The 23,797-nt window shown below is 66.3% G+C and carries 22 protein-coding genes; 8 read left to right on the top strand and 14 right to left on the bottom strand.

The window, feature by feature from the left end; genetic code table 11:
- Window position 1 precedes the first annotated feature (1 nt).
- From N7333_RS13565 to N7333_RS13545, 5 genes are all read right to left on the bottom strand, one after another.
- Window positions 2–574, bottom strand: coding sequence for a YceI family protein (locus tag N7333_RS13565; protein WP_129483916.1), 573 nt, complete (start codon window positions 572–574; stop codon window positions 2–4).
- 128 nt (window positions 575–702) lie between these two features.
- Window positions 703–1,023: a hypothetical protein gene (locus tag N7333_RS13560; protein ID WP_012017806.1), complete on the bottom strand. Its 321-nt coding sequence runs from the start codon at window positions 1,021–1,023 to the stop codon at window positions 703–705.
- Window positions 1,020–2,138 (bottom strand): serine hydrolase, encoded by a 1,119-nt coding sequence (locus tag N7333_RS13555; RefSeq protein WP_129483915.1) that lies wholly within the window; start codon window positions 2,136–2,138, stop codon window positions 1,020–1,022. Before N7333_RS13555 ends, N7333_RS13560 begins: the two co-directional genes overlap by 4 nt.
- 199 nt (window positions 2,139–2,337) lie before the next feature.
- On the bottom strand, window positions 2,338–3,123 hold the full coding sequence (locus tag N7333_RS13550; protein ID WP_129483914.1) for an MBL fold metallo-hydrolase: 786 nt from the start codon (window positions 3,121–3,123) through the stop codon (window positions 2,338–2,340).
- Window positions 3,124–3,189: 66 nt separating this feature from the next.
- The gene (locus N7333_RS13545; protein WP_096827222.1) at window positions 3,190–4,080 is read right to left on the bottom strand and encodes an acyl-CoA dehydrogenase family protein; all 891 of its coding nucleotides are present in this window, start codon (window positions 4,078–4,080) and stop codon (window positions 3,190–3,192) included.
- A 147-nt stretch (window positions 4,081–4,227) separates the two neighbouring features.
- Between N7333_RS13545 and olsB the strand changes: the two genes are divergently transcribed.
- The 3 genes from olsB to rlmF all read left to right on the top strand — a co-directional run bounded on the left by olsB (window position 4,228) and on the right by rlmF (window position 7,060).
- The gene (gene olsB / locus N7333_RS13540) at window positions 4,228–4,959 is read left to right on the top strand and encodes an L-ornithine N(alpha)-acyltransferase (RefSeq protein ID WP_129483913.1); all 732 of its coding nucleotides are present in this window, start codon (window positions 4,228–4,230) and stop codon (window positions 4,957–4,959) included.
- A 143-nt stretch (window positions 4,960–5,102) separates the two neighbouring features.
- Entirely contained in the window at window positions 5,103–5,876 is a 774-nt protein-coding gene (locus N7333_RS13535; RefSeq protein ID WP_003246474.1) for a lysophospholipid acyltransferase family protein, read from the top strand.
- Between the two features lie 182 nt (window positions 5,877–6,058).
- Complete coding sequence (gene rlmF / locus N7333_RS13530) at window positions 6,059–7,060, top strand: 23S rRNA (adenine(1618)-N(6))-methyltransferase RlmF (RefSeq protein ID WP_129483912.1); 1,002 nt, start codon at window positions 6,059–6,061, stop codon at window positions 7,058–7,060.
- A gap of 94 nt (window positions 7,061–7,154) precedes the next feature.
- Here the strand turns inward: rlmF and N7333_RS13525 are convergent, their stop codons facing one another.
- The 8 genes from N7333_RS13525 to sbcD all read right to left on the bottom strand — a co-directional run bounded on the left by N7333_RS13525 (window position 7,155) and on the right by sbcD (window position 17,934).
- Window positions 7,155–8,399, bottom strand: coding sequence for an SLC13 family permease (locus N7333_RS13525; RefSeq protein WP_129483911.1), 1,245 nt, complete (start codon window positions 8,397–8,399; stop codon window positions 7,155–7,157).
- A 94-nt stretch (window positions 8,400–8,493) separates the two neighbouring features.
- Window positions 8,494–9,267, bottom strand: coding sequence for a transporter substrate-binding domain-containing protein (locus N7333_RS13520; protein ID WP_129483910.1), 774 nt, complete (start codon window positions 9,265–9,267; stop codon window positions 8,494–8,496).
- Between the two features lie 177 nt (window positions 9,268–9,444).
- Window positions 9,445–9,987 (bottom strand): hydrolase, encoded by a 543-nt coding sequence (locus N7333_RS13515; protein ID WP_129483909.1) that lies wholly within the window; start codon window positions 9,985–9,987, stop codon window positions 9,445–9,447.
- Window positions 9,988–9,989: 2 nt separating this feature from the next.
- The gene (locus tag N7333_RS13510) at window positions 9,990–13,424 is read right to left on the bottom strand and encodes an AAA family ATPase (protein WP_129483908.1); all 3,435 of its coding nucleotides are present in this window, start codon (window positions 13,422–13,424) and stop codon (window positions 9,990–9,992) included.
- A gap of 58 nt (window positions 13,425–13,482) precedes the next feature.
- A complete protein-coding gene (locus tag N7333_RS13505) occupies window positions 13,483–13,845 on the bottom strand; it encodes a hypothetical protein (RefSeq protein WP_129483907.1) in 363 nt (120 codons plus the stop codon).
- A gap of 90 nt (window positions 13,846–13,935) precedes the next feature.
- Window positions 13,936–15,033 carry a GGDEF domain-containing protein gene (locus N7333_RS13500; RefSeq protein WP_252576736.1) on the bottom strand — a complete coding sequence of 366 codons (1,098 nt, stop codon included), beginning with the start codon at window positions 15,031–15,033 and terminating at the stop codon, window positions 13,936–13,938.
- 310 nt (window positions 15,034–15,343) lie between these two features.
- Complete coding sequence (locus N7333_RS13495) at window positions 15,344–16,303, bottom strand: zinc-binding dehydrogenase (RefSeq protein WP_129483906.1); 960 nt, start codon at window positions 16,301–16,303, stop codon at window positions 15,344–15,346.
- A 416-nt stretch (window positions 16,304–16,719) separates the two neighbouring features.
- Window positions 16,720–17,934, bottom strand: coding sequence for an exonuclease subunit SbcD (gene sbcD / locus N7333_RS13490; RefSeq protein ID WP_129483905.1), 1,215 nt, complete (start codon window positions 17,932–17,934; stop codon window positions 16,720–16,722).
- Between the two features lie 169 nt (window positions 17,935–18,103).
- On the opposite strand from sbcD, the gene N7333_RS13485 reads away from it, so the two are divergent.
- The 3 genes from N7333_RS13485 (at window position 18,104) to N7333_RS13475 (ending at window position 21,233) form a co-directional block, all read left to right on the top strand.
- Window positions 18,104–18,562 carry a hypothetical protein gene (locus tag N7333_RS13485; protein WP_129483904.1) on the top strand — a complete coding sequence of 153 codons (459 nt, stop codon included), beginning with the start codon at window positions 18,104–18,106 and terminating at the stop codon, window positions 18,560–18,562.
- Window positions 18,563–19,085: 523 nt separating this feature from the next.
- A complete protein-coding gene (locus N7333_RS13480; RefSeq protein WP_129483903.1) occupies window positions 19,086–19,883 on the top strand; it encodes a 50S ribosomal protein L11 methyltransferase in 798 nt (265 codons plus the stop codon).
- Window positions 19,884–19,886: 3 nt separating this feature from the next.
- On the top strand, window positions 19,887–21,233 hold the full coding sequence (locus N7333_RS13475; protein WP_129483902.1) for an amino acid permease: 1,347 nt from the start codon (window positions 19,887–19,889) through the stop codon (window positions 21,231–21,233).
- Window positions 21,234–21,243: 10 nt separating this feature from the next.
- Here N7333_RS13475 and N7333_RS13470 read toward each other — a convergent pair whose 3' ends face one another.
- Window positions 21,244–21,663, bottom strand: a complete 420-nt coding sequence (locus N7333_RS13470; protein WP_041772959.1) for an Lrp/AsnC family transcriptional regulator — start codon at window positions 21,661–21,663, stop codon at window positions 21,244–21,246.
- A 122-nt stretch (window positions 21,664–21,785) separates the two neighbouring features.
- On the opposite strand from N7333_RS13470, the gene yjeH reads away from it, so the two are divergent.
- Together yjeH and N7333_RS13460 are read left to right on the top strand one after the other, a co-directional pair.
- On the top strand, window positions 21,786–23,039 hold the full coding sequence (gene yjeH / locus N7333_RS13465) for an L-methionine/branched-chain amino acid transporter (protein ID WP_129483901.1): 1,254 nt from the start codon (window positions 21,786–21,788) through the stop codon (window positions 23,037–23,039).
- A 231-nt stretch (window positions 23,040–23,270) separates the two neighbouring features.
- The coding region (locus N7333_RS13460; RefSeq protein WP_279858986.1) for a TAXI family TRAP transporter solute-binding subunit at window positions 23,271–23,797 on the top strand (527 nt) is incomplete at its 3' end.

Below are 23,797 nucleotides of genomic sequence, written 5' to 3'. Positions count from 1 at the left end.
CTCAGCGCGCCGTGAAGATCAGCACGGCGCCGACCGGCACCGACAGGCTGATGGCAGGCAGTTCGGCGATCTTGCGCAGCGCCTCGATGCCGCTGGCCAGGCCGAAGTCCTCGGCGTGCAGCACCAGCGGCGCCAGCGTCACCACCTGGAAGCGCCGATCGTCGAGACGGGTGACCAGCAGTTCGGCATTCAGCTCGCGCCTGTGTTCGTTGAGCACCAGTTGCAGCGGCAGGCGCAGTTCCAGCTGGGCACCGGGCGCCAGGTCGGTGAGTTGCGCCAGGTTGACCTGCGCGTTGATACGCGCCTCGGGCAGGCGCGCGGTGTCGAACAGCATGGCGCGCAGGCGCTCGTCACGCAGCGCAATGCCGGTGCTCAGCGAATCCAGGTCGACCCGCAGGCGCGCGCGGCCATCGGCGGCGATCTGTCCGTGCAGGGTGAGAAAGCGATGCACCTCCGACTGGCTGCCGGAATGAGTGGAGATGAACGACAGCCGTGAGGACTCGTTGTCCAGGTACCAGTCGGCGTGAACGGGGAAGGCGACAGCAAGCAGCAGGGCAAACAGCGAACGGCGCATGAGGACTCGAAAACGGCATGACCAGGCGGCAACGATAGTCGCCATGGCCTGCATTGCAAAGCCCGGCGCGCGCAGCACCGTAGGACAGGTGCAACCCGCCGCTTCCGAGGTGGCGGGTTTCACCCGCCCTACTTGCTCGGCAATAACTGACAGCCCTGGCGCTGTCCCAGCCAGACCGCGCTGTGCGTGCGCCCCAGCCCGCTGGCGGTGACGCGTTTGGCGCCTTCGTCATCGTGCAGGCTGCTGATCGGCACGTACTGCTTCACATAGCCTTCGCAGTAGGCCGCCGGGTTGCCGCTGACGTAGCGGCAGGAGCAGTACTCCTTGGCCGTGTAGGCACCGATGATGTCGGGGAAGGCGGCCAGATGGGCGCGATTCGGCCAGGCCCAGGCCAGCAGCAGGACCAACAGCAGTACCAGCACGCTGAGGATCGGATGGCGACGGATCATGGCTGCACCTCTTCGGCGAAGGCCGCACGCACGCGCTTGAGCAGTTCGTTGTGGTTGAAGCTGGCATCGCGGTCATCGGCATAGCGCACCACCACCAGTTTTTCCTCGGGCAGCACGTACAGGCCCTGGCCCCAGTGTCCCAGCGCCGCAATGGTCGCGGCCGGTGCGTCCGGCCAGGGGCGCCGGCTGCCCGGCAGTTCGGCGTTGAGCCACCAATGCCCACCCGGCACGGCATCGCCCGGCTTGGCCAGTTGCGGCTGGTAGCCGGCAAAGGGGGTGCTGACGAACGCCACCCAGGCCTCGGGCAGCAGCTGGCGCTCGCCCCAGCGCCCGCCGCGCTGCATCAGCAGGCCCACGCGGGCCAGATCGCGAGCGCTCATGTAAGCGTAGGAGGAGCCGACGAAGGTACCGGCGCCGTCGCGCTCCCACACCGCACTGTCGATACCCAGCGGCTCGAACAGTGCCGTCCAGGGGTAGTCGGCGTAGGCCTGCTCGCCGACCATGCCGCGCAAGGCCGCCGCCAGCACATTGCTGTCGCCGCTGGAATAACGAAAGCGCGTGCCGGGCGCGGCATCGGCCGCATGCGCGGCGGTAAAGGCCGCCATGTCGCCGCGGCCGCGGGTGTAGAGCATGGCCACCACCGAGGACTTCAGCGGCGCGTATTCGTAGTCTTCTTCCCAAGCCAGGCCCGAGGCCCAATTGAGCAGGTGGCCGATCTTGATCTGCGGATGCCCGGCCATCGCCGGGTAGTACTTGGCCACCGGCGCATCGAGCTTGAAGCGCCCTTCGCCGTAGGCCACACCCAGGGTGGTGGCCAGCAGGCTCTTGGCCATCGACCAGGCCAGGTGCGCGGTTTGCGCCGTGGTCGGCGCCGCGTAGCGCTCGTAGACGATCTGGCCGTCACGCACCACCAGCAGCGCATCGCTGCGCACGCCGATGCGCTGCACCTCATCGCGCGGGGCAAAGGCATAGGCTTCCAGCTCGGCAACGGCGGCAGTCCGGCTGGCGGGCAGCGTCTGCCAATCCGGTTGCGGCCAACTCTCGGCCCGGGCAAGGCCGGCCAGCAGGCCAAGGCCGAGCAGCAGACTCGTATGGCGAAGGGAAAGGATGCTCATGGGCGACCTCGACGGGAAATCGAGGCGCACCCTAGCACGGAGTGGATGACGCCTTGAAGCGGCAGAACAGGGGAGCACCGCGCCCTCGTTCAATGGTGCGCACGGCGCACCCTACCGGTGGTAGCGCCGCCTAGGGTGTCGCGGGGTCACCTAGGTCGTACGTACCAATCCGAGCGACGGGGTCCCGGTATGCGCAGCCCTAGTTCGGCAGGCGGTAATCGTCGGGGCCCATCAGGTCGAGACCGCACTCCAGGTTCTCGATCCAGTAGAGGAAGGCGCTGATCATCTCGGCGCCAACGAAGGGGCGGCCGTGCTGCGGCACGATCATCGCCACGTCCATTTCGCGCACCATCGCCGCCCACAGGCGACAGGCTTTGTTGCCGGCCATGTAGCGGCGGTGGAACCCCTCCATGTTCGGCACGTGGTTGACGAAGTCGCGCACCGGCGAAGCGTCGTCGACCATCGAGGCGCCCATGTCGCCGGAGAAGAGGATCTTGCTCACCGGGTCGTAGACCTGGAAGTTGCCCACCGAGTGCAGGAAGTGCGCCGGCACCGCCTTGAGCGAGCACTTGCCCAGCGGGATGCTCTGGCCGCGGTCGGGCAGCGCGATGATGCGGTCGTAGGTGTTGATGCCGCGGCTCAGCGCCAGGTAGTTGGCCGTCAGATGCGGCAGAAAGCGCGCCCACAACTTGGAGCAGATCACCCGCGCGCGGGTGTGCAGCAGCCACTTATCCAGCGAGGCAATGATGTCCGGGTCCTGGTGCGAGGCGAAGATGTAGGTCATGTCCTGCACCGGGATGTGCTTGGACAGCTCCAGCGACAGCGGCGTATAGGTCAGGTCGCCACCCGGGTCGAGCAGCAGGTACTGCTCGTGGTCGGTGATCAGGAACTGGTTGGATTGCACGCCCTCGCCGCTGACCAGGTCATCGAACATCAGGCATTGGTGGCTGCCGTTATCGAACAGCACGATGGGCTCGCGGCGCATGGAAACCTCGTAGATGAATCGCGAGGTAACCTTATGCGCAGGCGGGCCAGCCGGTACTGATATGGGTCAACGCGCGGCGACAATCTGCCGCGCTTTCTCCAGGCGCTTGGTGCGCGCCGTCTCGGCGATGCGCAGCAGGCCCTGGTCGCGTTGCCACAGCTCGGCCCAGTGCGCCGGGCCGGCGGCGAAGGCCGCCTGCAGCTCGCCGCTCAGTGCCTGCTGCTGGGCGAACAGGCCGGCCAGCAGCAGGTGCGTGGTCGGTGCATTGGGCGCCTGCCGCGCCACCTCCGCACAACCGGCCAGCAGCGCCTGCAGGCGCAACAGCAGAGCGTCCGGCCAGGCACATTCGCGGCCCACGCCGAACTGCCAGGCACAGACCGCCGCAAGCACGTGCACATCCTCCAGGGTGCGGAAGGGCTTCACGTAATCGTCCCAGCCGTCGCCGGCCAGGCGCTCGCCGTGCGCCTGATCCAGATGCAGGCGGGCATGACCGATATCCGGCATCAACGGCAGTGCCGGCAGCGGCTCGATGCGCACGCCCGGCGCGCCCTGGCGCACCACACCCAGGGCCAGGCGCGGCGCCTCGTGCGCCTGCTCCTCGCGCGCCGCCACCAGCAGCCAGTCGGCGCATTCGGCGGCGGTGACGAAATCCTTGCGGCCGCTGATCTGCAGACCATTGATGCGCGTGCTCATGTCGGCCGGGCGGGTGCTGCGATTTTCCGTCACGCACAGCGCACCGGCCGTCCAGGGCGCCGCCGGCCACAGCATGCGCAGCGCCGCCTGGTAACCGGCGAGAAAGGCCAGCCCCGGCGTGGCCGCCTGCAGGCCGCCCGCCAGCGCCAGTTCGAAGGGGTACGGCGCGCCGCCCAGACGCGCCAGCAGGCGGGCGTACCAGTCTTCCAGCCCCGCCTCGGCAGTCAGGCGCTCGATGGGCTGAAACAGGCTCGACCAGGGCATCGCAGACCTCCTCGCGGCAGCGGCGCAGGCGCCGTCACATAAGCATCAAAAAAACGTCACGGTGGTGACACCGCGCGAACCTAGCCTGAGCTTGCCCAACAAGATCGACCGGCTGCAAGCATTCAGCCGGCACACGGAGGATCTGGCATGACTCAACCCGCTCGCCGTCTGCAGGCCGAACGCCTGCAAGGCCCCGCCGCCCTGCGTGAAGCCCAGGCCTTGCGCTACCGCGTATTCAGCGCGGAATTCGACGCCAAGCTCAATGGCGCCGAACTGGGTCTGGACATGGACGACTACGACATTCACTGCCGCCATATCGGCGTCCGCGACATGAACAGCGGCGAGCTGGTAGCCACCACCCGCCTGCTCGACCACCAGGCTGCCGCCGGTCTCGGTCGCTACTACAGCGAAGAGGAATTCGCCCTGCACGGCCTGGCCAAACTCGAAGGCCCGGTGCTGGAGATCGGCCGCACCTGCGTCGATGCCGCCTACCGCAACGGCGCCACCATCGCCGTGCTCTGGGGCGAACTGGCCGAGGTCCTCAACGAGGGCGGCTACCGCTACCTGATGGGCTGCGCCAGCATTTCCATGCGGGACGGCGGCATCCAGGCCCAAGCCATCATGCAGCGCCTGCGCGAACGCTACCTGTGCACCGAGCACCTGCGCGCCGAGCCCAGGCACCCGCTGCCGCCGCTGGACGTACCGGGCAACGTCATCGCCGAAATGCCGCCGCTGCTCAAGGCCTACATGCGCCTGGGCGCGAAGATCTGCGGCGAACCCTGCTGGGACAAGGACTTCCAGGTGGCCGACGTGTTCATCCTGCTCAAGCGCGACGAGCTGTGCCCGCGCTATGCCCGGCACTTCAAGGCCGCGGTCTGAAGGTAGGAGCGCGCTCTGCTCGCGAACGAGACCGCTCGCCATTGGCGAGCAGAGTCGCTTCTGTACAACGCACGACGGCCAGGCATCGCCAAACGCCGCTATCCATGGATAATGCCGGCACTCGTCCACAAGCGGAGGCCTCGATGGCCAAACTGCGTCTATCCCTGCGCCTCTTTCATCTGGCCCTGGTGATCGCCTTCGGCGCACTGCTGGCCGCCATCGTCAGCCTCTGCGAACGAGTGGCCCGGCATGACCTGATGTCCCTGCGTCAGCGCCTGACGCGCTGGTTCCTCGCGCGTCTCGGCGGCGCCCTGCCCTTTCGCGTGCGGGTCGAAGGCGAGTTGCCCGAACAGCCGATGCTCTGGGTCGCCAACCACGTGTCCTGGACCGACATCCCGCTGCTCGGTGCGCTACAGCCGATCTCCTTTCTGTCCAAGGCCGAGGTACGCGCCTGGCCGCTGGCCGGCTGGCTGGCGCACAAGGCCGGGACCCTGTTCATCCGCCGCGGCGCGGGCGACAGCAACCTGGTCGGCCAGCAACTGACCCGCCATCTGCAACTCGGCCGCCACCTGCTGATCTTCCCGGAAGGCACCACTACCGACGGCCTGACCCTGCGCACCTTCCACGGCCGCCTGCTGGCGAGCGCCATCGACAGCGGCGTGGCCGTGCAGCCGGTGGCCATTCGTTACCTGCGCGGTGGCCAGCCCTGCCCGGTGGCGCCCTTCGTCGGCGACGACGACATGCTCTCGCACCTGCTGCGCCTGCTCTCCAGCCCGGCCGGCGAGGTGGAGATACGCCTGCTCTCGCCGATCCCCAGCGAATCGCGCAGCCGCAACGAACTGGCCCGACACAGCCAGGCGATCATCGCCAGCGCCCTGCAGCTGCACGCGCCGCAGGAGCAAGCAGAGGCGGCGTAAAGCACCTCGAGGCTGGGCGTGTTTAGAGGCAGTCGAAGTTGCCCTAAGCTGCCGCCGAACAGCATGGTCCAGCCTCAGAATGGGGGCATCTAAGCAAGGACGCGCTCTTCAATTCATCGATACGCCTGCAAAGCCGAACAAAGCATGGGAAAATCCCGCGCCCGACTCGCCGATGCCCGTTCATGCCCCAGCCGCCGAAACGCCCGCGCAAACCCGCTCCCGCCGCCGTGAAGACCGCACCGGCAAAGGGCGAGCTGCATCCACGCAACCGTCACCAGGGCCGCTACGACTTTCCTGCGCTGATCAAGGTCAGCCCGGAACTGGGCGATTTCGTCATCACCAATCCCTATGGCAAGCCGAGCATCGACTTCGCCAACCCGGCGGCGGTCAAGGTGTTCAATCGCGCGCTGCTGGCGCAGTACTACGGCATCCGGCATTGGGACATTCCAGAGGGCTATCTGTGCCCACCGATTCCCGGCCGCGCCGATTACCTGCACAACCTCGCCGACCTGCTGGCCACTGACAACGACGGGCAGATACCCCGCGGCGCCGGCATCCGCGCGCTGGACATCGGCGTCGGTGCCAACTGCATCTACCCGCTGATCGGCCATTGCGAATACGGCTGGCACTTCATCGGCGCCGATATCGCCCCGGCAGCGCTGGCCTCGGCGCGCGCCATCGTCGCGGCCAATCCGCTGCTGGCCGGCGGTATCGAGCTGCGCCAGCAGGCGAATGCCGAGCATATCTTCCTCGGCCTGTTGCAGGCGGACGAACGCGTCGACCTCACCCTGTGCAACCCGCCCTTCCATGCCAGCGCCGACGAAGCCACCCGTGGCAGCACGCGCAAGTGGCGCAACCTCGGCAAGCTCGACCCCAGGCGCAAGCTGCCGGTGCTCAACTTCGGTGGCCAGGCGGCCGAGCTGTGGTGCCCGGGTGGCGAGGCCGCCTTTCTCAAGCGCATGGCCAGCGAGAGCGCGCAGGTGGCAGGGCAGGTCTTGTGGTTCAGCAGCCTGGTGTCCAAGGGCAGCAACGTCGAGCTGCTGCAGGGCTGGCTGGCCAAGGCCGGCGCGGCGGAGGTACGCATCCTCGGCATGTCCCAGGGGCAGAAGCAGAGCCGCCTGGTGGCCTGGACGTTCAAGGATGGCGAAGCGCGGGGTGCCTGGCGGCAAAACCGTTGGCGCTAGACCAACCGGCCGGAGAACCATTGGTGCGCAGGGCGCACCCTACATGTTGGTCCAGCGCGCCGGGCCGTAGGGTGCGCCGCGCGCCCCGATCGAGCTACCAGGGCAGCCAGCCGCCCAGGCCCAGCCAGAGTCCGGCCAGCGTCATGCTCAGCAGCGTCACCGGCACGCCGCTGCGGGCATAGTCGACGAAGCCGATGCGCACGCCCTGACGCTTCGCCCCTTCGGCGACGATCAGGTTGACCACGCTACCGATCAGCAGCAGGTTGCCGGCCAGCGTCGACATCACCGCCAGACCGATCAGCACGGCGTGCGACAGCTCCGGCATCAGCCCCAGCAGCAGCACCACGAAGGGCACGTTGCCGATCAGGTTGCTCGCCAGCAGCGACGAGGTCGCCAGCGAAATCACGCCCTGCGGCAACAGCCCATGCTCGGCCAGCCACGCCGCGCCCTGCGCCAGCTGCGGCAACTGCAGCGCGGCGCCGCTGACCAGAAACAGCCCGACGAACAGCAGCAGCAGGTTCCAGTCCACCTTGTTCACGTAGTCGCGGCTGTCCACCCGCCGCGACACCATCACCAGCACCGCGATCAGCAGCGCCGACAACTCGCGCGGCAACGCCGTGGCGAACAGCGCCAGCAGCGCCAGGCTGGCCAGCAGCGGTTTCAGATAGCTGTGCGCGCCGTAGATGCGCTCCACCGGCATGTCATCCGCTGGCAGTGGCCTGGGCTCGCCCCAGCGATGTCGCCACTGCAGCCAGATCACCGCATAGACGATGGCCATCGCCGCCAGCGCAGGCATCCCGGCCACGGCGACATAACCCCAGAAATCCAGCCCGCCGGCCTGGCCGATCAGAATGTTCTGCGGATTGCCGATCAGGCTGGCCGCCGAGCCGGCATTGCAGGACAACGCCAGCGCCAGCAGAAACGGTCGGGCATCAAGGCCGCGTAGCTGCAGGCTGCGGCACAGCAGCGGGGTCAGGGCGAAGGCGACGATATCGTTGACCAGAATGGCCGACAGCAGGCCGCCCAGCAGCACCACGCCGGCCAGCAGCACGGCCGGGCGCTCGGCATGATGGGTCAGGTATTCGTTGAGCCAGGCATAGACGCCGGAGAAATCGAACTGGGCGGAAATCAGCATCAGCGCCAGCAGCAGCAACAGCGCACCGGGATCGAGGTGATGGGCGGCGTCCTGCATGCTCAGCGCGCCGCTGACCAGCAGCAGTACCGCCGCGCTGCAGGCGATCCAGCTGCGGTCGATGCGCAGGCCGCGAATACCGCCGGCCGCCATGCCCGCATAGGTGATAACGAACAGGCCGATGGTCAGCCAGGAAGCGAAGGTCATGCTATGCCCGCCAGAACAGACGCGATTTGAGGATGCGGACTCTAGCGAGCATGACGCCACACGGGAATAGTCCGCCGCGGTTTTCCCGCCCCGCTCAGGGACGCGCCAGGTAGGCCGCCACCCGCGCCTGATACTCGGACGACTCGCGCTGGCGCCGCACCTCATCCCAGATCGCTTCGGCAAGGTTCGCTTCGCGCGCCAGCAGGTCCTTGGAAAGCATCAGGTAATAGGCCTTCTCCTCCAGGGGCTGGGGCAACTTCTCCAGCCGCTGCGCCAGCTGCGGATGGGCCTTGAGCAGAAAGTCGCCACGCTGGGTCTGCAACGCCACAGCATCCACGCGCCCGTGAATCAGCATGCGCAGCAAGGCCAGCGGATCGCGACTGGACTCGTCCACTTCCAGACCGTGGGCCAGCAACAGATCACGGATGGAAAATCCGCTCAGCGAGCCGACACGCCGGGTGAAATGGCTGAAACGCTGACCGTCCCAAGCCGCCGCGCTGCCGATACGGCGGTACAGCGCATAGCGGGAGGTGTGCAGTCGCCTAAACTCGTCCACCTGTCCGGCGCCGTCGCTCGGGTAATGCCCCATACTCAGGCGTTCCTGCTTGAAGCTGGCGGCGAAGGCACCGTCGTACAGGCCATGCTCCAGCCCGGCCAGGCAACGCTTCCAGGGCACCGCGACGTAGACGAAGTGCAGCGCCAGGGCGCGCTCCACCAGCCCCAGCAGCTCGAAGTTCAGCCCGGTACCGTCGGTCATCACCCAGGGAAAGGAGTCCTGATCCTCGTGGCACAGGGTCAGGCCCGGCTCCGCCCCGTGACTGGCACAGGCCACCAGCCAGAGCAGACAGCAACACAGAACTTGGCGCAACGACGACGCTCCATGAGCCAGAGCCAGAGCCAGTGCGGCCTGGCCGCAAGCTGTCGGCAGTAATTGACGGGTTATACCTATGCTGCCATCAAGCATAGGCCGGTTCCGCCGATGCGATAGCCACTAGCCATCGCCCCTGCTGCGCCGTCCGTCTCGGGCCGCGCGGCAACAGGGACTTCAGCGAATGAATTCGCGGCTGATCTGGCGGAACAGGTCGTTGCCAGCCTGTTCGAGCCATTCGAAGGCGACCATCTCGCGCGACACGATCACCGCCCCGGCGCGTTCCATCCGCGCCAGGCCCAGGGCCTTGTCGCGTGGCCGACGCGAGCCGACGGCCTCGTCCACCACGAACACCTCGCGCCCGGCCGCCAGCAGACCGAGCACCGTCTGCAGCACGCAGACATGGGTTTCCGTGCCGCAGACGATGAACTGCCGGCGCTCGCCGCCCGGCAGATCGAACAGCCCGGCGCCGGCGGTGGCCGAAAAATGAATCTTCTCGCGCAGCCCCGCGCGCGGCAGCAGCGCACGCAGACCGGCCTCGGTCGCGCCGAGGCCCTTGGGATATTGCTCGGTGGCAATCACCGGCACCTGCAGGTGCTGCGCCACCTGCACCAGCCAGGCGGCCTGCTCGACCACCGCCGCGCCGTCGTCGATGGCCGGCAGCAGCCGCTCCTGCAGGTCGATCACCAGCAGGGTGGAATCCTTCGCTCGCATCAGCATCGCTACGCTCCTTCCTTCACTGCAAAACGCGCGTCGAGCCGGCTGTAGCCGAGGCCGACGCCCTTGTGCACCCGCAGCTGCACGGGAATGCGTTCTTTCATCGCCTCGACGTGACTGATCACGCCGATGGTCTTGCCGCTGGCGTTGAGGTTGTCCAGAGCATCGAGCGCCACCTCCAGGGTTTCGCCATCGAGCGTACCGAAGCCTTCGTCGAGAAACAGCGAGTCGATGCTGGTCTTGTGGCTGACCAGATCCGACAGCGCCAGGGCCAGCGCCAGGCTGACCAGGAAGCTCTCGCCACCGGACAGCGTGCGGCAGTCGCGCGCCACGTCGGCCTGCCAGGTGTCGCACACCTCCAGCTCCAGTTCGCCGCTGCTCTTGCGCGCCAGCTGGTAGCGACCGTGCAGGCGCGTCAGTTGGCGATTGGCCAGGTGGATCAGATGATCGAGAGTCAGGCCCTGGGCGAACTTGCGGAACTTGGCGCCATCGGCCGAACCGATCAGGCCGTTGAGCTGCTGCCACAACGCGTGCTCGCTCTCCTGTGCAGCGATCTCGGCGAACAGCGCCTGCTGGCTGCTGCGCCGCGCATCGTCAGCCTGTAACTGGGCGCGCAGCTCGCCCTGGCGCTGGCTCAGCTCGCGCAAGGTCAGCTGCAGCGCCTGCAGCTGCTCGTCCAGCTCGATCAGCGTCAGCTCGGTCTGCGGTGTCGTGCTCAGTTGCTGCCATTGCGCGTCGGCGGCGGCCAACAATGTCGTGGCCTCGGTAAGGGCTTGCTGCAGACGCGCCTGCAAACTCGTCAGACGCTCACGTTCGTCATCGTCCAGCAGCGCGTCGAGAAATGCCTGCAGGTCAGTGAAGGGGCTGACCGCCAGCGCCTGCTGCCAGCGCTGCTCGGCTTCGCTCAGGCGCTGCTGCAATTGCTGCAGCAGGCTCTGCTGGCTCTGCTGCCGGCCACGCAGGGCATCGCTTTCGCGCTGCGCGCTGGCCAGGCTGTCGATGGCACCTTGCAGGGCCTGCTCGGGCTGCGCCACTGCCTCGGGCTCGATCAGTGCCGGCGCCTGTTCGGCCTGCCAGCGCTGTTGCCATTGCTCGGTCCGGGCCTCGGCTTCGGCGAGCAGACGCTCGGTTGCGCGCAGCTGCTCCTGCAACTGCTGGTCCTGCGCCTGAGCCTGCTGCCAGTCGCGCCAGGCGCTGGCCTGCTTGGCTAGCCAGGTGTCGGCGTCGGCCGGCAACTCCGAGGCGAAGCCATCGAGACTGGCCAGCAGCGCCTGATCGTGATGCCGCAGTTCCTGCTCCAGCCCTTGCAGACGCTCGCCCTGTTCGCGTTGACGCGCCTGCAGGTTTTCTTCATCGCGCGCCTGCAGCGCCAGGCGTTGCTGCATATCGGCCAGCGCTCGTTCGGCAATCTCACGAGCACTGCGCGCCTGCGTCAGCTCGGCCTGACGGGTTTCGACCTGGGCGAGACGCTGCTGCAGCTGCCCCAGATGCTGCTCATGCTCACGCTGCAACTGACGCAGCGCTGCACCATCGGCGATCTGCAGGGCCTGCTCGGCCAGTTGCTGCTGCCACTGCGCGTCCTGTTGGGCGACGCGCTGTTGTGCCTGTTCCAGTTGCTGCTGCAACTGGGCGATCTGCGTGGCCAGACGGGTCAGTTCGTCGCGCAGGGTGCCGCCCTGGCTTTCCAGCTGCGCCAGGTCGCTGCGGCACTGCTCCAGCGCCTGGCGCGTGGCGGAGACATCCAGCGCCTGGTACTGGCTGACCGCCGGATGCTCGTGCGAGCCGCACAATGGGCAGGCTTCGCCCGGCTGCAGCTGGGCACGATAGGCTTCCAGATCCTGAATGCGCTGCTCCTGCTCCAGCAGCTTTTCCTTGTCGGCAACCTGCTGCTTGAGCACTTTGTAGCGCTCGCGCAGGGCGGTGATTTCATCGTTCTTGGCGGCATGCTGCGTTTGCAGCTGCGCCAGGTGCGGGGTCAGCTCGGCGATCTGTTCGGCCGTCTGCTCGCGGCTCTGCACCAGTTGTTCCAGGCGATCCAGCGCCCTTCCCTGCACCTGCAGCTGCTGCCAGCGCTGCCGCAGCCCGGCCTCGTCGTCCGCGCCGAGCAACGCCTGCAGCTCGCTGTGCTGTCCGGCTTCGAGGGCTTGCGCCTGCACCAGCCGCGTCGCCGCGTCCGTCTGCTGCGCGGCGAGCTGATCACGCTGCTGTTCCAAGGCAGCGAGCTGCTCGCGCTCTCGCACCATGCTCTCGCGCAGCGTCTGCTGCCGCATGAGCTGTTGCCCGCGCTGATCGAACTGCGCGCGCCAGCCGCCAAGCAACTCGCCCAGGCGGGCACGTTGCGGGGTAGCACTCAAACGCGCTTGCAGCGTTTCACGCTGCTCGGTCAGACGCTGCTGTTCGCTCTGGTGCAGGCTCAGGCATTGCCGGGCGTAGCGGCTGGCCAGCCAGAGTTGCTGGTGCTCGCGCTCGCTGCTGTGGCGCTGCTGCGCCTGCAGATCGTCCAGCACCTGCTGCGCCTGCTGTCGATCCTGCTGCAGCTGCTGCCAGCTCTGATACAACGGCTGCAGGCGCGCGGCCGGTTCACTGGCGGCCAGACGCTGCAGCTCGCCGGCCGCCTCGTTGCGCGCCTGCTGCGCCTGCTCCAGTCCCATTCGCGCGCGCTCGCATTGCTGCTCGGCCTGTTGCAGGGCTTCGCGCCAGCGGCGCTGGCCTTGCAGGGCCTGTTGCTGCGCCAACAGCGGCGCCTCCTCCTGGTTCAGGCGCTGATGCTCGGCCTGCAATTCGGCACGCTGCGCCTCGTCCAGCAGCTCCATACCCTGAGCGCGGCTCTTCAGCAGATTCAGCGCCTGTTCCGACGCCTTGGTGCGCTCGTAGACCTGCTGCGAGATCAGTCCGTACACCTCGGTACCGGTCAGTTCCTCCAGCAGCTCGGCGCGCTGGTTGGCGTTGGCCTCGAGAAAGGCCGCGAAGCCGCCCTGGGCCAGCAGCATGGATTTGGTGAAACGCTCGAAGTCCAGGCCGGTCAGTTCGGCGGTGAGATGTTCCTTCTCGCGAATCTTGTCGGTGAGGATTTCGCCGTCGGCAATACGCGCCAGCTCGACCTTGGGCGCCTGCAGCGCGCCTTCGACCTTGTCCCGCGCGCGGCGCTGGCTCCAGAAGGCGCGATAGCCCTGTCCTTTCACCTCGAATTCCACCTCGGCCAGGCAGTCGGCAGTGTGCCGGGTCATCAGCTCGTTGCCACTGGCCGACAGCGTGCTCATTCGCGGTGTGCGGTGGTACAGGGCCAGGCAGATGGCATCGAGCAAAGTGGTCTTGCCCGCGCCGGTCGGCCCGGTGATGGCGAACAGGCCGCTGCCGGCGAAGGGCTCGGCGGCAAAATCGATCTTCCATTCGCCCTTGAGCGAGTTGAGGTTCTTGAGGCGCAGGCTGAGGATTTTCATGCACAGGTCGTAAGCCGTTGAAGGCGTTCATTCTGGCATATCCGTGTGGCGTAACGGCTCAATCGCGGCAGTAGCCCTCGCCGCTGCGCACGGTCAGGCAGTTCTGTTTGTCCAGCAGCCATTTCATGCCAGTGGCCCCACCGTCGGTGGCGCGAATGCGCTCCACCACGCCATCGCGCACGAAGACGATCTGCGCTCCCTGCGCACGGCCGACGAAGCGTCGCGGGCCGTCGAGGTTGGCGATGGTCAGCCGGTAGTCGGCGGGCGTTCCGCTGATCTCCAGGTAGGTGCCCTCCGGCCCCGTCCAGCGCCCCAGCCACTGCTCGGTCACGGCGGCATTGGGCGCCGGCGAGCTGCCGCAACCGACCAGACCGGCAAACACGGCCACTGCCGCAATGGGAAGAAAGAAAACTCGCTGCATATCCGACTCCGTTGTCGTGCGCTCAAGGGTGGGGGTTGGCCAGGGTTCGACCGTCGCGCTGCGGTGGCGGTTCAGGCGTGCCCGTGCCCATCAGAGCGCCTCGATGCGGTCGCGGCCACTGGCCTTGGCGCGATACATCGCCTGATCGGCGCGCTCCAGCAGGCTATCAAGGCTCTCGCCCGGGCGATACTCGGCAATGCCGAAGCTGGCCGTCTTGCGCTGCACCCTGTCGAAAGCGAACCCGTTGATGCGCTGCTGCAGCGCCTGTACGGCCTGCTTCGCCTGCGCGGCATCGTTCTCCGGCAGGACGATCAGAAACTCCTCACCGCCCAGCCGCCCCACCTTGTCCAATACCCGCACGCTGTCGCGCAGCAAGGTCGCGAACTGGCGCAGCACGCTGTCACCCACCGCATGGCCGTGGGTATCGTTGACGCTCTTGAAATGGTCGATATCGATCAGCACCACGGAAAACGGCGTGCCATACCGGTTGGCCCTGGCGATTTCCTCGGCCAGGAAGCGCTCCATGCGCGAGCGGTTCCACAGCCCCGTCAGCCCGTCCAGGCTGGCGCTCAGGGCCAGCCGGTCCTGATGCAGGAACATGCGCTTATGCGCTCGCTCCAGCAGGAACGCACTGAGCAGCCCGAAGGAAAACGACGCCAGGATCCAGATCAGGTGAAGCCGCTGCATGCCCGGCTCCAGCGAATGGTCGAGGGTGACGACGAGAATCACCAGTACCGATGCCGAGGCCGTAGCCAGGGCCTGACGCAGGGTGAGGCCGGAGACGGCGAAGGTCCACATCAGGTTGAGGTAGATTTCCGGCGCGAAATGGACGAACAGCGGCGTGCCGAAATTGAAATGGAGATTGGCCGCCGCCGTGCATACGGGCGCCACCGTGAGAATCGTGAACATCGTGCGCTGGCGGCTCGGCTGAAAGCTCAGCACCCCCACCGCCAGCAGCGCCCCGGGCACCATCAGGCCATGAACGATGAAACGGGCCAGCACCTGCTCGCTCGTCACGTTCTGCTCGATGGCGGCGTAGATCAGATACAACGCCATGGTCAGAAAGGCGACGTAACGAATCTGCGGAATCTTCGCCTGACGATACCAGTGGTCGAACGCCTGCCGAGTGGCAGCCTGCACCCCGTGCAACGGATCCAGCGATCGCGCCAATGCATTGAATAACGGCACTTTCGCACCTCTGCCAAATGGCCATCACCCACAGCATAGAACGCCTGCGGCAGGACGGACCACAAGACGAGGCGTCAGGGCTGCGAGGAAGGGAGGAGCGTAGTAAGCCGAATCCAGGCCCCGGCAACTCAAACAGCAACCGGATTGGCCACGACAAAGCGACCGTGGCACTGGCCAGACGGGGCAAAACAGGAGAAAAAAGCGGAGTTCACTACCGGCAATCTGCTTTGATTTAACCGTTGGCCCAAGGTCAGCGATATGGAACAAATGTTGGCGAAGAAAGCGGATTGCCGCCTGCACGGAACGGGTTTCACGGCTTGATGACGATACGTCCGAGCGGCTTCTCCTTCTCGGCATATTCATGGGCTGCGGCAGCCTCCGACAATTTAAACGTCCGGTCAATGACGCTGCGAACACTGCCCGTAGCGACGGCCTTCAACATGTCGTCGACATTCGACCGTATGGCGGATCTTTCGAAAAGCGTCCCCATAAACACTCCCAAGAGTGTTTGGTTGGCCTGCATCGGCGGCCACAGGTCAGCTGTCAGGCTACCGCCACCCGCATTACCGACAAAGACAAGACGGCCCTCATGCGCGAGCGAAGAGAGGGAGGCCTGCAGAGTCTTTCCGACCGGATCGATAACGAGGTCAACGCCTGCGCCCTTTGTGAGTGCATGAACGGTTTCCACCACATCACAGTCAGCGCGGTCTATTACGTGGTGAGCGCCGAGCTCAAGCAGGCGACCTCTGCGTTGCGCGCCGCTTGCTACCGCGATTACCGTCGCCCCCGATTGTGCAGCGAGCTGAAGAGCAGCCACCCCTACTCCGCCGGCAGCCGCCTGGATGAGAACAGTCTCTCCCCGTTCAAGCGCGCCTCGCGTGAAAAGACAGTGGTAAGCGGTTCCAAATGAGATCGGCACAACTGCAGCATCCGACGCATCCAGGCCATCAGGTATGCGCCATGTTCGCGCCTCCGGCACCGACCAGAGTTCCGCGTGCGATCCCTGCATATTGAACGCTACGACCCTGTCCCCGACCTTGCGGCTTGTAACGCCCGAGCCGATCTCCATCACGGTGCCGGCTGCCGCATAACCGACGACCCATGATGGATGGGGCGGCGGGGTAGAGCGACGGTTTATCAGATCGCCACCCTCAAGCGAAATGGCCTCGACGGCAATCAGCACATCGCCTGGTTCAATAGCGGGTGTTGGAAGATCGATGTACTTCAGAACACTAGGGGCGCCGGCTGTATCGTAGACTGCTGCTTTCACAATTTATCTACTCCTCGTCCGCATCAAGCTGTGGATTGGTGCGCCCAACTTGCGTCGACTGAGGCAATTTATCGGCACGAAGTCGGTCTCAAGATCTGCTCCAGCCCCCGCATTCCCGGGAGCGAAACGACAATGATTGAGAGCGTCGATCTATCGGCGTTGTTCCATCGAATTCGCCAAGGGCTGCGCTGGAGGAGATCCGTCGATTTGAAGCGGCGGTCTGATCAGAAAAGGTGGGCAAATGTCTCCCACTGCACCGAATTCTTCGCCAAACGCACGGAAGTGCGTCGGCGCATCTGGCGTTTGATCACCCGGAACGGGGGCTCACCCTGGCACCGAACCGCGCCATGGTCTTCTCAATCTTGCGCTTGGCTTTGATAGGCGCATGTACCTAGTCATAAGCGCATTGTGGGCACCTAGGCTCTTGGCAGCGTTTCCAGCACCTGCCGATACAGGTCCTGCAAGCGCTGGCTATCGTCCTCATCCAGCGTTTCCTGTTGCAGCCTGCGTGAAAAGACGTCCTCCACCGACAGCTCATCCAGGGTTTCCCGTGCTTCGCTGGCCAGACTTGCGCTGGCCGCGCCGCGCTCGCGGCGAATGCGTAGCACCTCGACAGGCAGCCCCTCGCACAGGGCATTGATGCGGCTTTGCAGATCACTCAGGTAATCGTCGCTGCTGACCTGTACCTCGAGCCACACAGGCCGCTCGGGCGTGCCCTGGGCGGCCTGTTCGGCGATGGCGCCGGCCAGTTCCTTGAGCGAGCCGCGCAGGCTGGCCATGGGCTGGAACACCGGCACGGGCAGGGGGGTGATCGATTGCAGCGAGCCATCGCCGAAGGTCAGGAGTAGCACTTCCTTCTGCTGCCGCGCTTCATCGAAGGACAGCGCGATGGGCGAGCCGCTGTAGCGTATGTGCTCCAGACCGCCGACCTTCTGCGGCCTGTGGATATGACCGAGGGCGATGTAATCGGCGGGCGGGAAGGCGCTGGTGGGGAAGGCCTCCAGGCTGCCGACGTAGATTTCCCGCACCGACTCGCTGGCACTGGCGCCCACGGTGGTCAGGTGACCGGTGGCGATGATCGGCAGCCCCAGGCCCAGCTCGTCGCGCTTGCGCTGCGCCAGCTCGTGAAGGGCTCGGTAGTGCTCGGCGATGGCCTGCTGCAGCGACTGCTGCTTGTCCTGCGCGCTCTGCCCGGCCTGGCTGGCCGTGACATCACGCGGGCGGATGAAGGGTACCGCGCAGAGAATGGCGCCAGGCACACCCTCGCGGTCATGCAGCACCCGCACCTGCTCGGCGAGATCGACACCGACACCCGGCACCACCTGGGTACCCAGTTGCGCCAGCAGGCTGCGGCTCTCGCCGAGCATGGCCGGCGAGTCGTGATTGCCGCCGAGTACCACCAGCGCGCAGCCGGCGTCGCGCAGCTCCACCACCAGGCGGTAGTACTGCTCACGGGCATAGCTGGGCGGCGCACCGGTGTCGAACACGTCGCCGGCTATCAGCAGCACATCCACGGCATGGCTGCGGACCTGCTCCAGCAGCCAGGCGCAGAAGGCCTGATGCTCGGCCTGACGGGTCTTGCCCATGAAGTGCTGGCCCAGATGCCAGTCGGAGGTGTGCAGGATGCGCATGGAGGGAATTCTCGAAAAGCCGGGCCTTTAATCCCGGATGCCTGTGGAACGCAGAAAATCAAAGCAATAATTTCAAATGGCCACTACTCCAAGCCCTACTCCTTCTCTATGATGCTTTCGCCCGGAATGGGCACACACATAGGACCAACTACTTGGAAGTAGTAACGGAATGAATAATAAGTTTGCCATCCCTCTAGCTCCGCTTGCTTTGATCCTCGGCATCAGCGGGTGCGCCAGCATCGTGAGTGACTCGTCCTACCCGGTAAGCGTAACTAGCGCGCCGGAAGGGGCAGATTTCGAGATCCGCAATCGCTCGGGAAAGGTTGTACATACCGGTATGACGCCTGGCACCGTGTCACTGAGAGCAGGTGCCGGCTACTTTAAGGGCGAACAGTACACCGTCAGCTACAAGAAGGATGGTTATACCTCGCAGGTCTCCACCTTGGACAGCAGCCTGGACGGTTGGTACTGGGGCAACATTCTGTTTGGCGGCCTTATCGGCCTTTTCGCAGTCGACCCAGCTACCGGGGCAATGTTCAAACTGCCGGAAAGTGCGTCGGTTTCGCTGCCTGCAGCAATCACTGAGCAAAAATCGCCAGCGGTACCACTGACTAGCCAAGCTGAGTAGTCAAACCCCTGGCTTGATGGGATGGCAGAGCGATTGCCATCCCTGCATGACTTCTTAGCCATCAAGTGCTGCAGGGAATTTTTCAACCTCAATCCCCAAGCTACCTAAGCGCGCCTCTGGAATATCTCGATATCACTGCGGGCGACCCCGTGATTAGCAGAGCGAATATGCTCGCCTCACAAAGCGCTCTACGAGCACGTGCGGCTTCGCCCAAGTAGCCAGGTCAAACGAGGCGTAGACAAGTCTTGCCCATGAAGTGCTGGCCCAGATGCCAGTCGGAGGTGTGCAGGATGCGCATGCGGGAAACGACCAAAGCGGATAACCCGCCTACAGTGCCTGCGCGCCTGCGCCAAGGCAACGTCGGCGCTTGCGCGGCGTGCGTTAACATCCGCTTACACAGCCACAGGCAAGGCCGCCACTGGCCTGCCGGGCATTCTTGCCCAATCCCGCAAGGCCTCAGTACGAACCTTGGCCAGCCCCGTCAGTCGGACCAAAATCGCCCCCCTGTGAGGAGATTCCACCGATGAGCGCTGCATCCGTTCGTACCTTCTCGTCCCTCACCCTGTCCGCCGGGCTGCTGGCCGGACTGCTGATCGACACGGCGCAGGCGCAACCGCCGCGACTCGACGTGCCCTACGTGCCAACCCCCGAACCGGTGGTGGCGCACATGCTGGAACTGGCCGAGATCGGCCCGGACGACTACGTCATCGACCTCGGTTCGGGCGATGGGCGCATCGCCATTTCCGCCGTGCAGGATCACGGCGCCCGAGCGGCCTATGGCATCGACCTGGACCCCGAGCGCGTCAGCGCGGCGCGGGAGAACGCCGAACGCGAAGGCGTGGCGGACAGGGTCACCTTCGAGCAGGGCGATCTGTTCGAGAAGGACATTTCCCAGGCCGACGTGCTGACCATGTATCTGCTCTCCACCGTCAACATGCGCCTGCGACCGGTCATCTTCGACACCCTCAAGCCAGGCACCCGCGTGGTGTCGCATGCCTTCAACCTGGGCGACTGGGAGCCGGATCGCAGCGATGTGATCAACGGCAACGCGGTGTTCCTGTGGATAGTGCCGGCCAAGGTCGCCGGCCAGTGGACCATCGAGGCGGACGGTCAGCGCTATCAGGTGGAGCTGGACCAGCACTTCCAGAAGGTGGTGGGCAGCGTGGACGGTCAGTACGGCGGGTTGAGCGGCCAGCTCAGGGGCAACGAGCTGAGCTTTACCCTCAATGACCGGCTGTACGTGGGCCAGGTCAATGGCCGCAGCATCGAGGCGGTACCGGGCAAGGGGGCGGTGCAGGACTGGGTCGCCCGCAGGAGCTGAGCCATGACTGCGCAGGCCTCATCGCGGGCCGGCCTGTCGGTCGTCGATGGCGTGGCCATGCTCGCCGGCGTGGTGATCGGGGTGGGCATCTTCGGCCTGCCGCCCCTGGTCGCCCAGCATGCCAGCAGCGCCGAACTGTATCTGGCGCTGTGGCTGGCCGGAGGCCTGGTCATGCTGATCGGCGCGCTGTGCTACGGCGAGCTGGGCGCCGCGCACCCGGATCAGGGCGGCGAATACCACTATCTGAGTCTGGCCTGGGGGCCGCAGGTCGGCCTGCTGTTCGCCTGGGCGCGCGGCACGGTGATCCAGACCGGCGCCATCGCCGTGGTCGCCTTCATCTATGGCGACTATGCCCAGCGCCTGCTGCCCCTCGAGCCGTACGGCAGTGCCTGGCATGCCGCCTCGGTGGTGGTGGCGCTGACCCTGCTCAACCTGCTCGGCACCCGTGAATCGCGCCGCGCCCAGGTGTTCTTCAGCGCGGCCACGGTGGCGTCGATCCTGCTGGTGATACTGGCCGGCCTGGCCCTGGCCGAGCCACAGCAGGCAGCGGCCGCGCCGCCGCAGGCGAGCGGCAGTACGGCGGCCATGCTCGGCATGGGCATGGTGTTCGTGCTGCTCACCTATGGCGGCTGGAACGAGGCGGCCTACCTCTCCGGCGAACTGCGCGATCCGGCGCGCAACATGAGCCGCGTGCTGCTGATCGGCACGGCGCTGGTGACCGCCCTGTACCTGCTGGCGAACCTGGTGTTCCTCGATATCTTCGGCCTCGACGGCCTGCGCCAGACCGATGCGGTTGCCGCCGACCTGATGCACATGGTCGCCGGGCCGCGGGCCGAGGCCATGCTCGCGCTGTTCGTCTGCCTGACTGCCCTGAGCACGCTCAACGCCACCATCTTCACCGGCTCGCGGGTGTACTACGCGCTGGGCCGCGATGTACCGCAGCTGGCCTTTCTCGGTCGCTGGAACGAACGTGGCGCCACGCCTCTGCGCGCGCTGCTGCTGCAATGCGCGATCACCCTGCCGCTGATTCTGTTCGGCGCGCTGAGCGAGAACGGCGTGCAGACCATGGTGGCCTACACCGCGCCGGTATTCTGGTTGTTCATGTCGCTCACCGCCCTGGCGCTGATCCGCCTGCGCCGCAGCCAGCCCTGGGTACGGCGCCCGTTCAGCGTGCCGCTGTATCCCCTGACGCCGATCCTGTTCGCCCTGACCTGCCTGGGCCTGTTCTATTCCAGCACCCTGTATGCCGGCAGCGGCGCGCTGCTCGGCCTGCTGGTGCTGGCAGCCGGAGCGCCACTGCTGCTGTTGCAGCGCACGGCCCTGCAGGAGCAGCCCGACACGGCGGAGTGAAGGCGCCGACTCACATGGCCCAGTCGGTCACCACCACATGGGTCTTGACCTTCTGCATGCCGGGAAACTGCTCGATGGCGCCGCGCACCTCGCTCAGGCGCGCCATGCTCGGCGCCTCGACCAGCACCAGCATGTCGGTCTCGCCGCTGATCCCACTGCAATGGCGCACCTCGGGAAAGGCCCGCATGCGTTCGACGAACTCCTCGCAGCGACGCCCCTGATAGAAGAGTTCGAGAAAGGCCTTCACCCCACCCTCGCCCGGCTCGGCAACCCGGGCGTGATAGCCGCGAATCACCCCGCTGCTCTCCAGTTGGCGAATGCGCTCGCTGACCGCCGAACGCGACAGGTTGATCTCGCGGGCAATCTGGCTGACGGTGGTACGCGCATCGGCGCGCAGCAGGGCGAGGATCTGGCGATCGAACTTGTCCACGGGGTTCTCGGGCACTAGGCAGTTTGACGGGAAGAACCGCCATTTCGACGGCAAAAGGCGACAGCCTGAACCTGGCCTGCGCCCTTACCATGGCGGTTCGTGCAACGGCGTGAGCATACCCCATGAGTCGACTGAACAAGGAATTGGGCCTGCTGCAGGGCATCGCCCTGCTCAGCACCTCGCTGCTGGGCACCGGCATCTTCGTGGTGCCGGCACTGGCCGCCACCGCCGCCGGGGCGGCCTCGCTGTGGGCCTGGCTGCTGCTGATCGCCCTGGTGCTGCCGGTGGCCTTCACCTTCGCCCAGCTGGGCCGACGCTTTCCCCACGCCGGCGGCGCCCCGCACCTGATCGGGCGCGCCTTCGGCCTGCGCCTGGAAGGCGTCAGCGCCCTGCTGTTTCTCGCCGTGCTGCCGGTCGGTCTGCCCGCCGCGCTGCACATCGCCAGCGGCTTCTGGCTGGCGCTGTTCGATCTCGACGCCACTGGCCTGCTGCTGATCCAGCTGGCCACGCTGGCCGCCATCCTTCTGCTCGGCCAGCGTCCGGCGCGTGCCTCCGGCGTGCTGCAGGGGGTCATCGCCCTGGCCATCGTCGGCAGCGTGGCGCTGATCTGGTGGATCGGCGATCTGCCGCGCGCCAGCCAGCCGTTGCTGCCGCCCATGACGGGCCAGTGGCACTTGCTGCCGGCTGCGCTGGGGGTGATGTTCTGGTGCTTCGTCGGCATCGAGGCCTTCACCCACCTGGGCGAGGAGTTCAGGCGCCCCGAGCGCGACTTCCCCCTGGCCCTGCTGCTCGGGGTGCTGCTGGCCGGCCTGGTGTACTGGGCCTGCTCGGTCGCGGTGCTGACCTTCGCCACCTATGGCGACATCCACAGCGACGCCACCGCCCTGCCGCGGCTGTTCGAAGTGCTGCTGGGGGACAAGGCCCGCGTGCTGGTGGCGGTGCTCGGCTACCTGGCCTGCTTCGCCTCGATGAACGTCTACATCCAGGGCTTCGCCAGGCTGATCTGGAGCCTCGCCGACGAAGGCCGCCTGCCGGCGCCGCTGGCGGTGCGCAATGGCCATGGCGTACCGGGACGCGCCTTGCTCCTGGTGGTGATCAGTTGCGCCGTCTGCGCGCTGCTGACCGGGGCGCTGACGCTCTCGGTGGATGATCTGATCCGCTACGCCAATGGCAACTTCGTGCTCATCTACCTGCTCAGCATGGCCGCGGGCGCGGTACTGCTGCATGGCATCTGGCGCTGGCTGGCTGCACTGGCGACGCTGCTGTGCGCGGCGGTGCTGGTCATGCTCGGTGGCGATGCGCTGTATGCCCTGGGCCTGCTCGGCCTGCTGCTGGCGCTGGATCAGCTGCGGGTCAGGCACAAGGCCCTCACCTAGCAGGCCGGCGACGGCTGCATGGAGGCAGGAAGCCAAAGCCGAGGTTTTCAACGGCCGGCTGAGCGCGACCATCGGAGGTGCCAATGCGCCATCGGTGACCCCAACGGCGATGGGGTTCTATCCTTGCTATGAACCCGTCTGCCCCGATCCGGCGCTGCGCGCCAGGCTCTCCCATGCGGGAGAGGGAAAGGGCAGACGTCGCTTCGCATTTTTCATCGCCAAGGAAGCCTCATGCGCCGCGTACTGCACGACCTGAAGATCATGATCCTGGCCAACCTGTGGATAGTTCCGGTGGTGGCCGCCCTGGTCTGGGCACTGTTCCAGTTTGTCGCTCCGCCACCGCCGATGAGCGCCAGCATGGCCACCGGCACCCAGGGCGGCGCCTACCGGATGTTTGCCGAGCGCCTGAAGGAGGAGCTGGCCAAGGAAGGCTTCGAGCTGAACCTGGTGCCGACCTCCGGCTCGCGCGACAACCTGCAGCGCCTGCTGGCAGACGACCCCGATGTGCAGATCGCCCTGGTGCAGAGCGGGCTGGAACGTCAGCTCGCGCCTGACCAGCAGGCGCGCCTGCAGAGCCTCGGGGCGATCTATCAGGAACCGCTGTGGCTGTTCTACCGGCGCGAGGTCAGCCTCGACCGCATCGCCGATCTGCTGCCGCTGCGCCTCGGCCTGGGCGGCGAAGGCAGCGGAACCCGCGCCGCCAGCGAGGCCATCCTCGAAGCCAACGGCATCGCTGCCGAGCAGTATCCACCCGCCTG

The organism is Pseudomonas sp. GD04158, assembly GCF_029834875.1.
Lineage (GTDB): Bacteria > Pseudomonadota > Gammaproteobacteria > Pseudomonadales > Pseudomonadaceae > Aquipseudomonas > Aquipseudomonas hydrolytica.
This window is presented reverse-complemented; position numbering and strand designations above follow the sequence as displayed.

Coding starts and splice junctions, on each gene's coding strand:
- N7333_RS13565 (WP_129483916.1), bottom strand. CDS start 574: ATGCGCCGTTCGCTGTTTGCCCTGCTGCTTGCTGTCGCCTTCCCCGTT.
- N7333_RS13560 (WP_012017806.1), bottom strand. CDS start 1,023: ATGATCCGTCGCCATCCGATCCTCAGCGTGCTGGTACTGCTGTTGGTC.
- N7333_RS13555 (WP_129483915.1), bottom strand. CDS start 2,138: ATGAGCATCCTTTCCCTTCGCCATACGAGTCTGCTGCTCGGCCTTGGC.
- N7333_RS13550 (WP_129483914.1), bottom strand. CDS start 3,123: ATGCGCCGCGAGCCCATCGTGCTGTTCGATAACGGCAGCCACCAATGC.
- N7333_RS13545 (WP_096827222.1), bottom strand. CDS start 4,080: ATGCCCTGGTCGAGCCTGTTTCAGCCCATCGAGCGCCTGACTGCCGAG.
- olsB (WP_129483913.1), top strand. CDS start 4,228: ATGACTCAACCCGCTCGCCGTCTGCAGGCCGAACGCCTGCAAGGCCCC.
- N7333_RS13535 (WP_003246474.1), top strand. CDS start 5,103: ATGGCCAAACTGCGTCTATCCCTGCGCCTCTTTCATCTGGCCCTGGTG.
- rlmF (WP_129483912.1), top strand. CDS start 6,059: ATGCCCCAGCCGCCGAAACGCCCGCGCAAACCCGCTCCCGCCGCCGTG.
- N7333_RS13525 (WP_129483911.1), bottom strand. CDS start 8,399: ATGACCTTCGCTTCCTGGCTGACCATCGGCCTGTTCGTTATCACCTAT.
- N7333_RS13515 (WP_129483909.1), bottom strand. CDS start 9,987: ATGCTGATGCGAGCGAAGGATTCCACCCTGCTGGTGATCGACCTGCAG.
- N7333_RS13510 (WP_129483908.1), bottom strand. CDS start 13,424: ATGAAAATCCTCAGCCTGCGCCTCAAGAACCTCAACTCGCTCAAGGGC.
- N7333_RS13505 (WP_129483907.1), bottom strand. CDS start 13,845: ATGCAGCGAGTTTTCTTTCTTCCCATTGCGGCAGTGGCCGTGTTTGCC.
- sbcD (WP_129483905.1), bottom strand. CDS start 17,934: ATGCGCATCCTGCACACCTCCGACTGGCATCTGGGCCAGCACTTCATG.
- N7333_RS13485 (WP_129483904.1), top strand. CDS start 18,104: ATGAATAATAAGTTTGCCATCCCTCTAGCTCCGCTTGCTTTGATCCTC.
- N7333_RS13480 (WP_129483903.1), top strand. CDS start 19,086: ATGAGCGCTGCATCCGTTCGTACCTTCTCGTCCCTCACCCTGTCCGCC.
- N7333_RS13475 (WP_129483902.1), top strand. CDS start 19,887: ATGACTGCGCAGGCCTCATCGCGGGCCGGCCTGTCGGTCGTCGATGGC.
- yjeH (WP_129483901.1), top strand. CDS start 21,786: ATGAGTCGACTGAACAAGGAATTGGGCCTGCTGCAGGGCATCGCCCTG.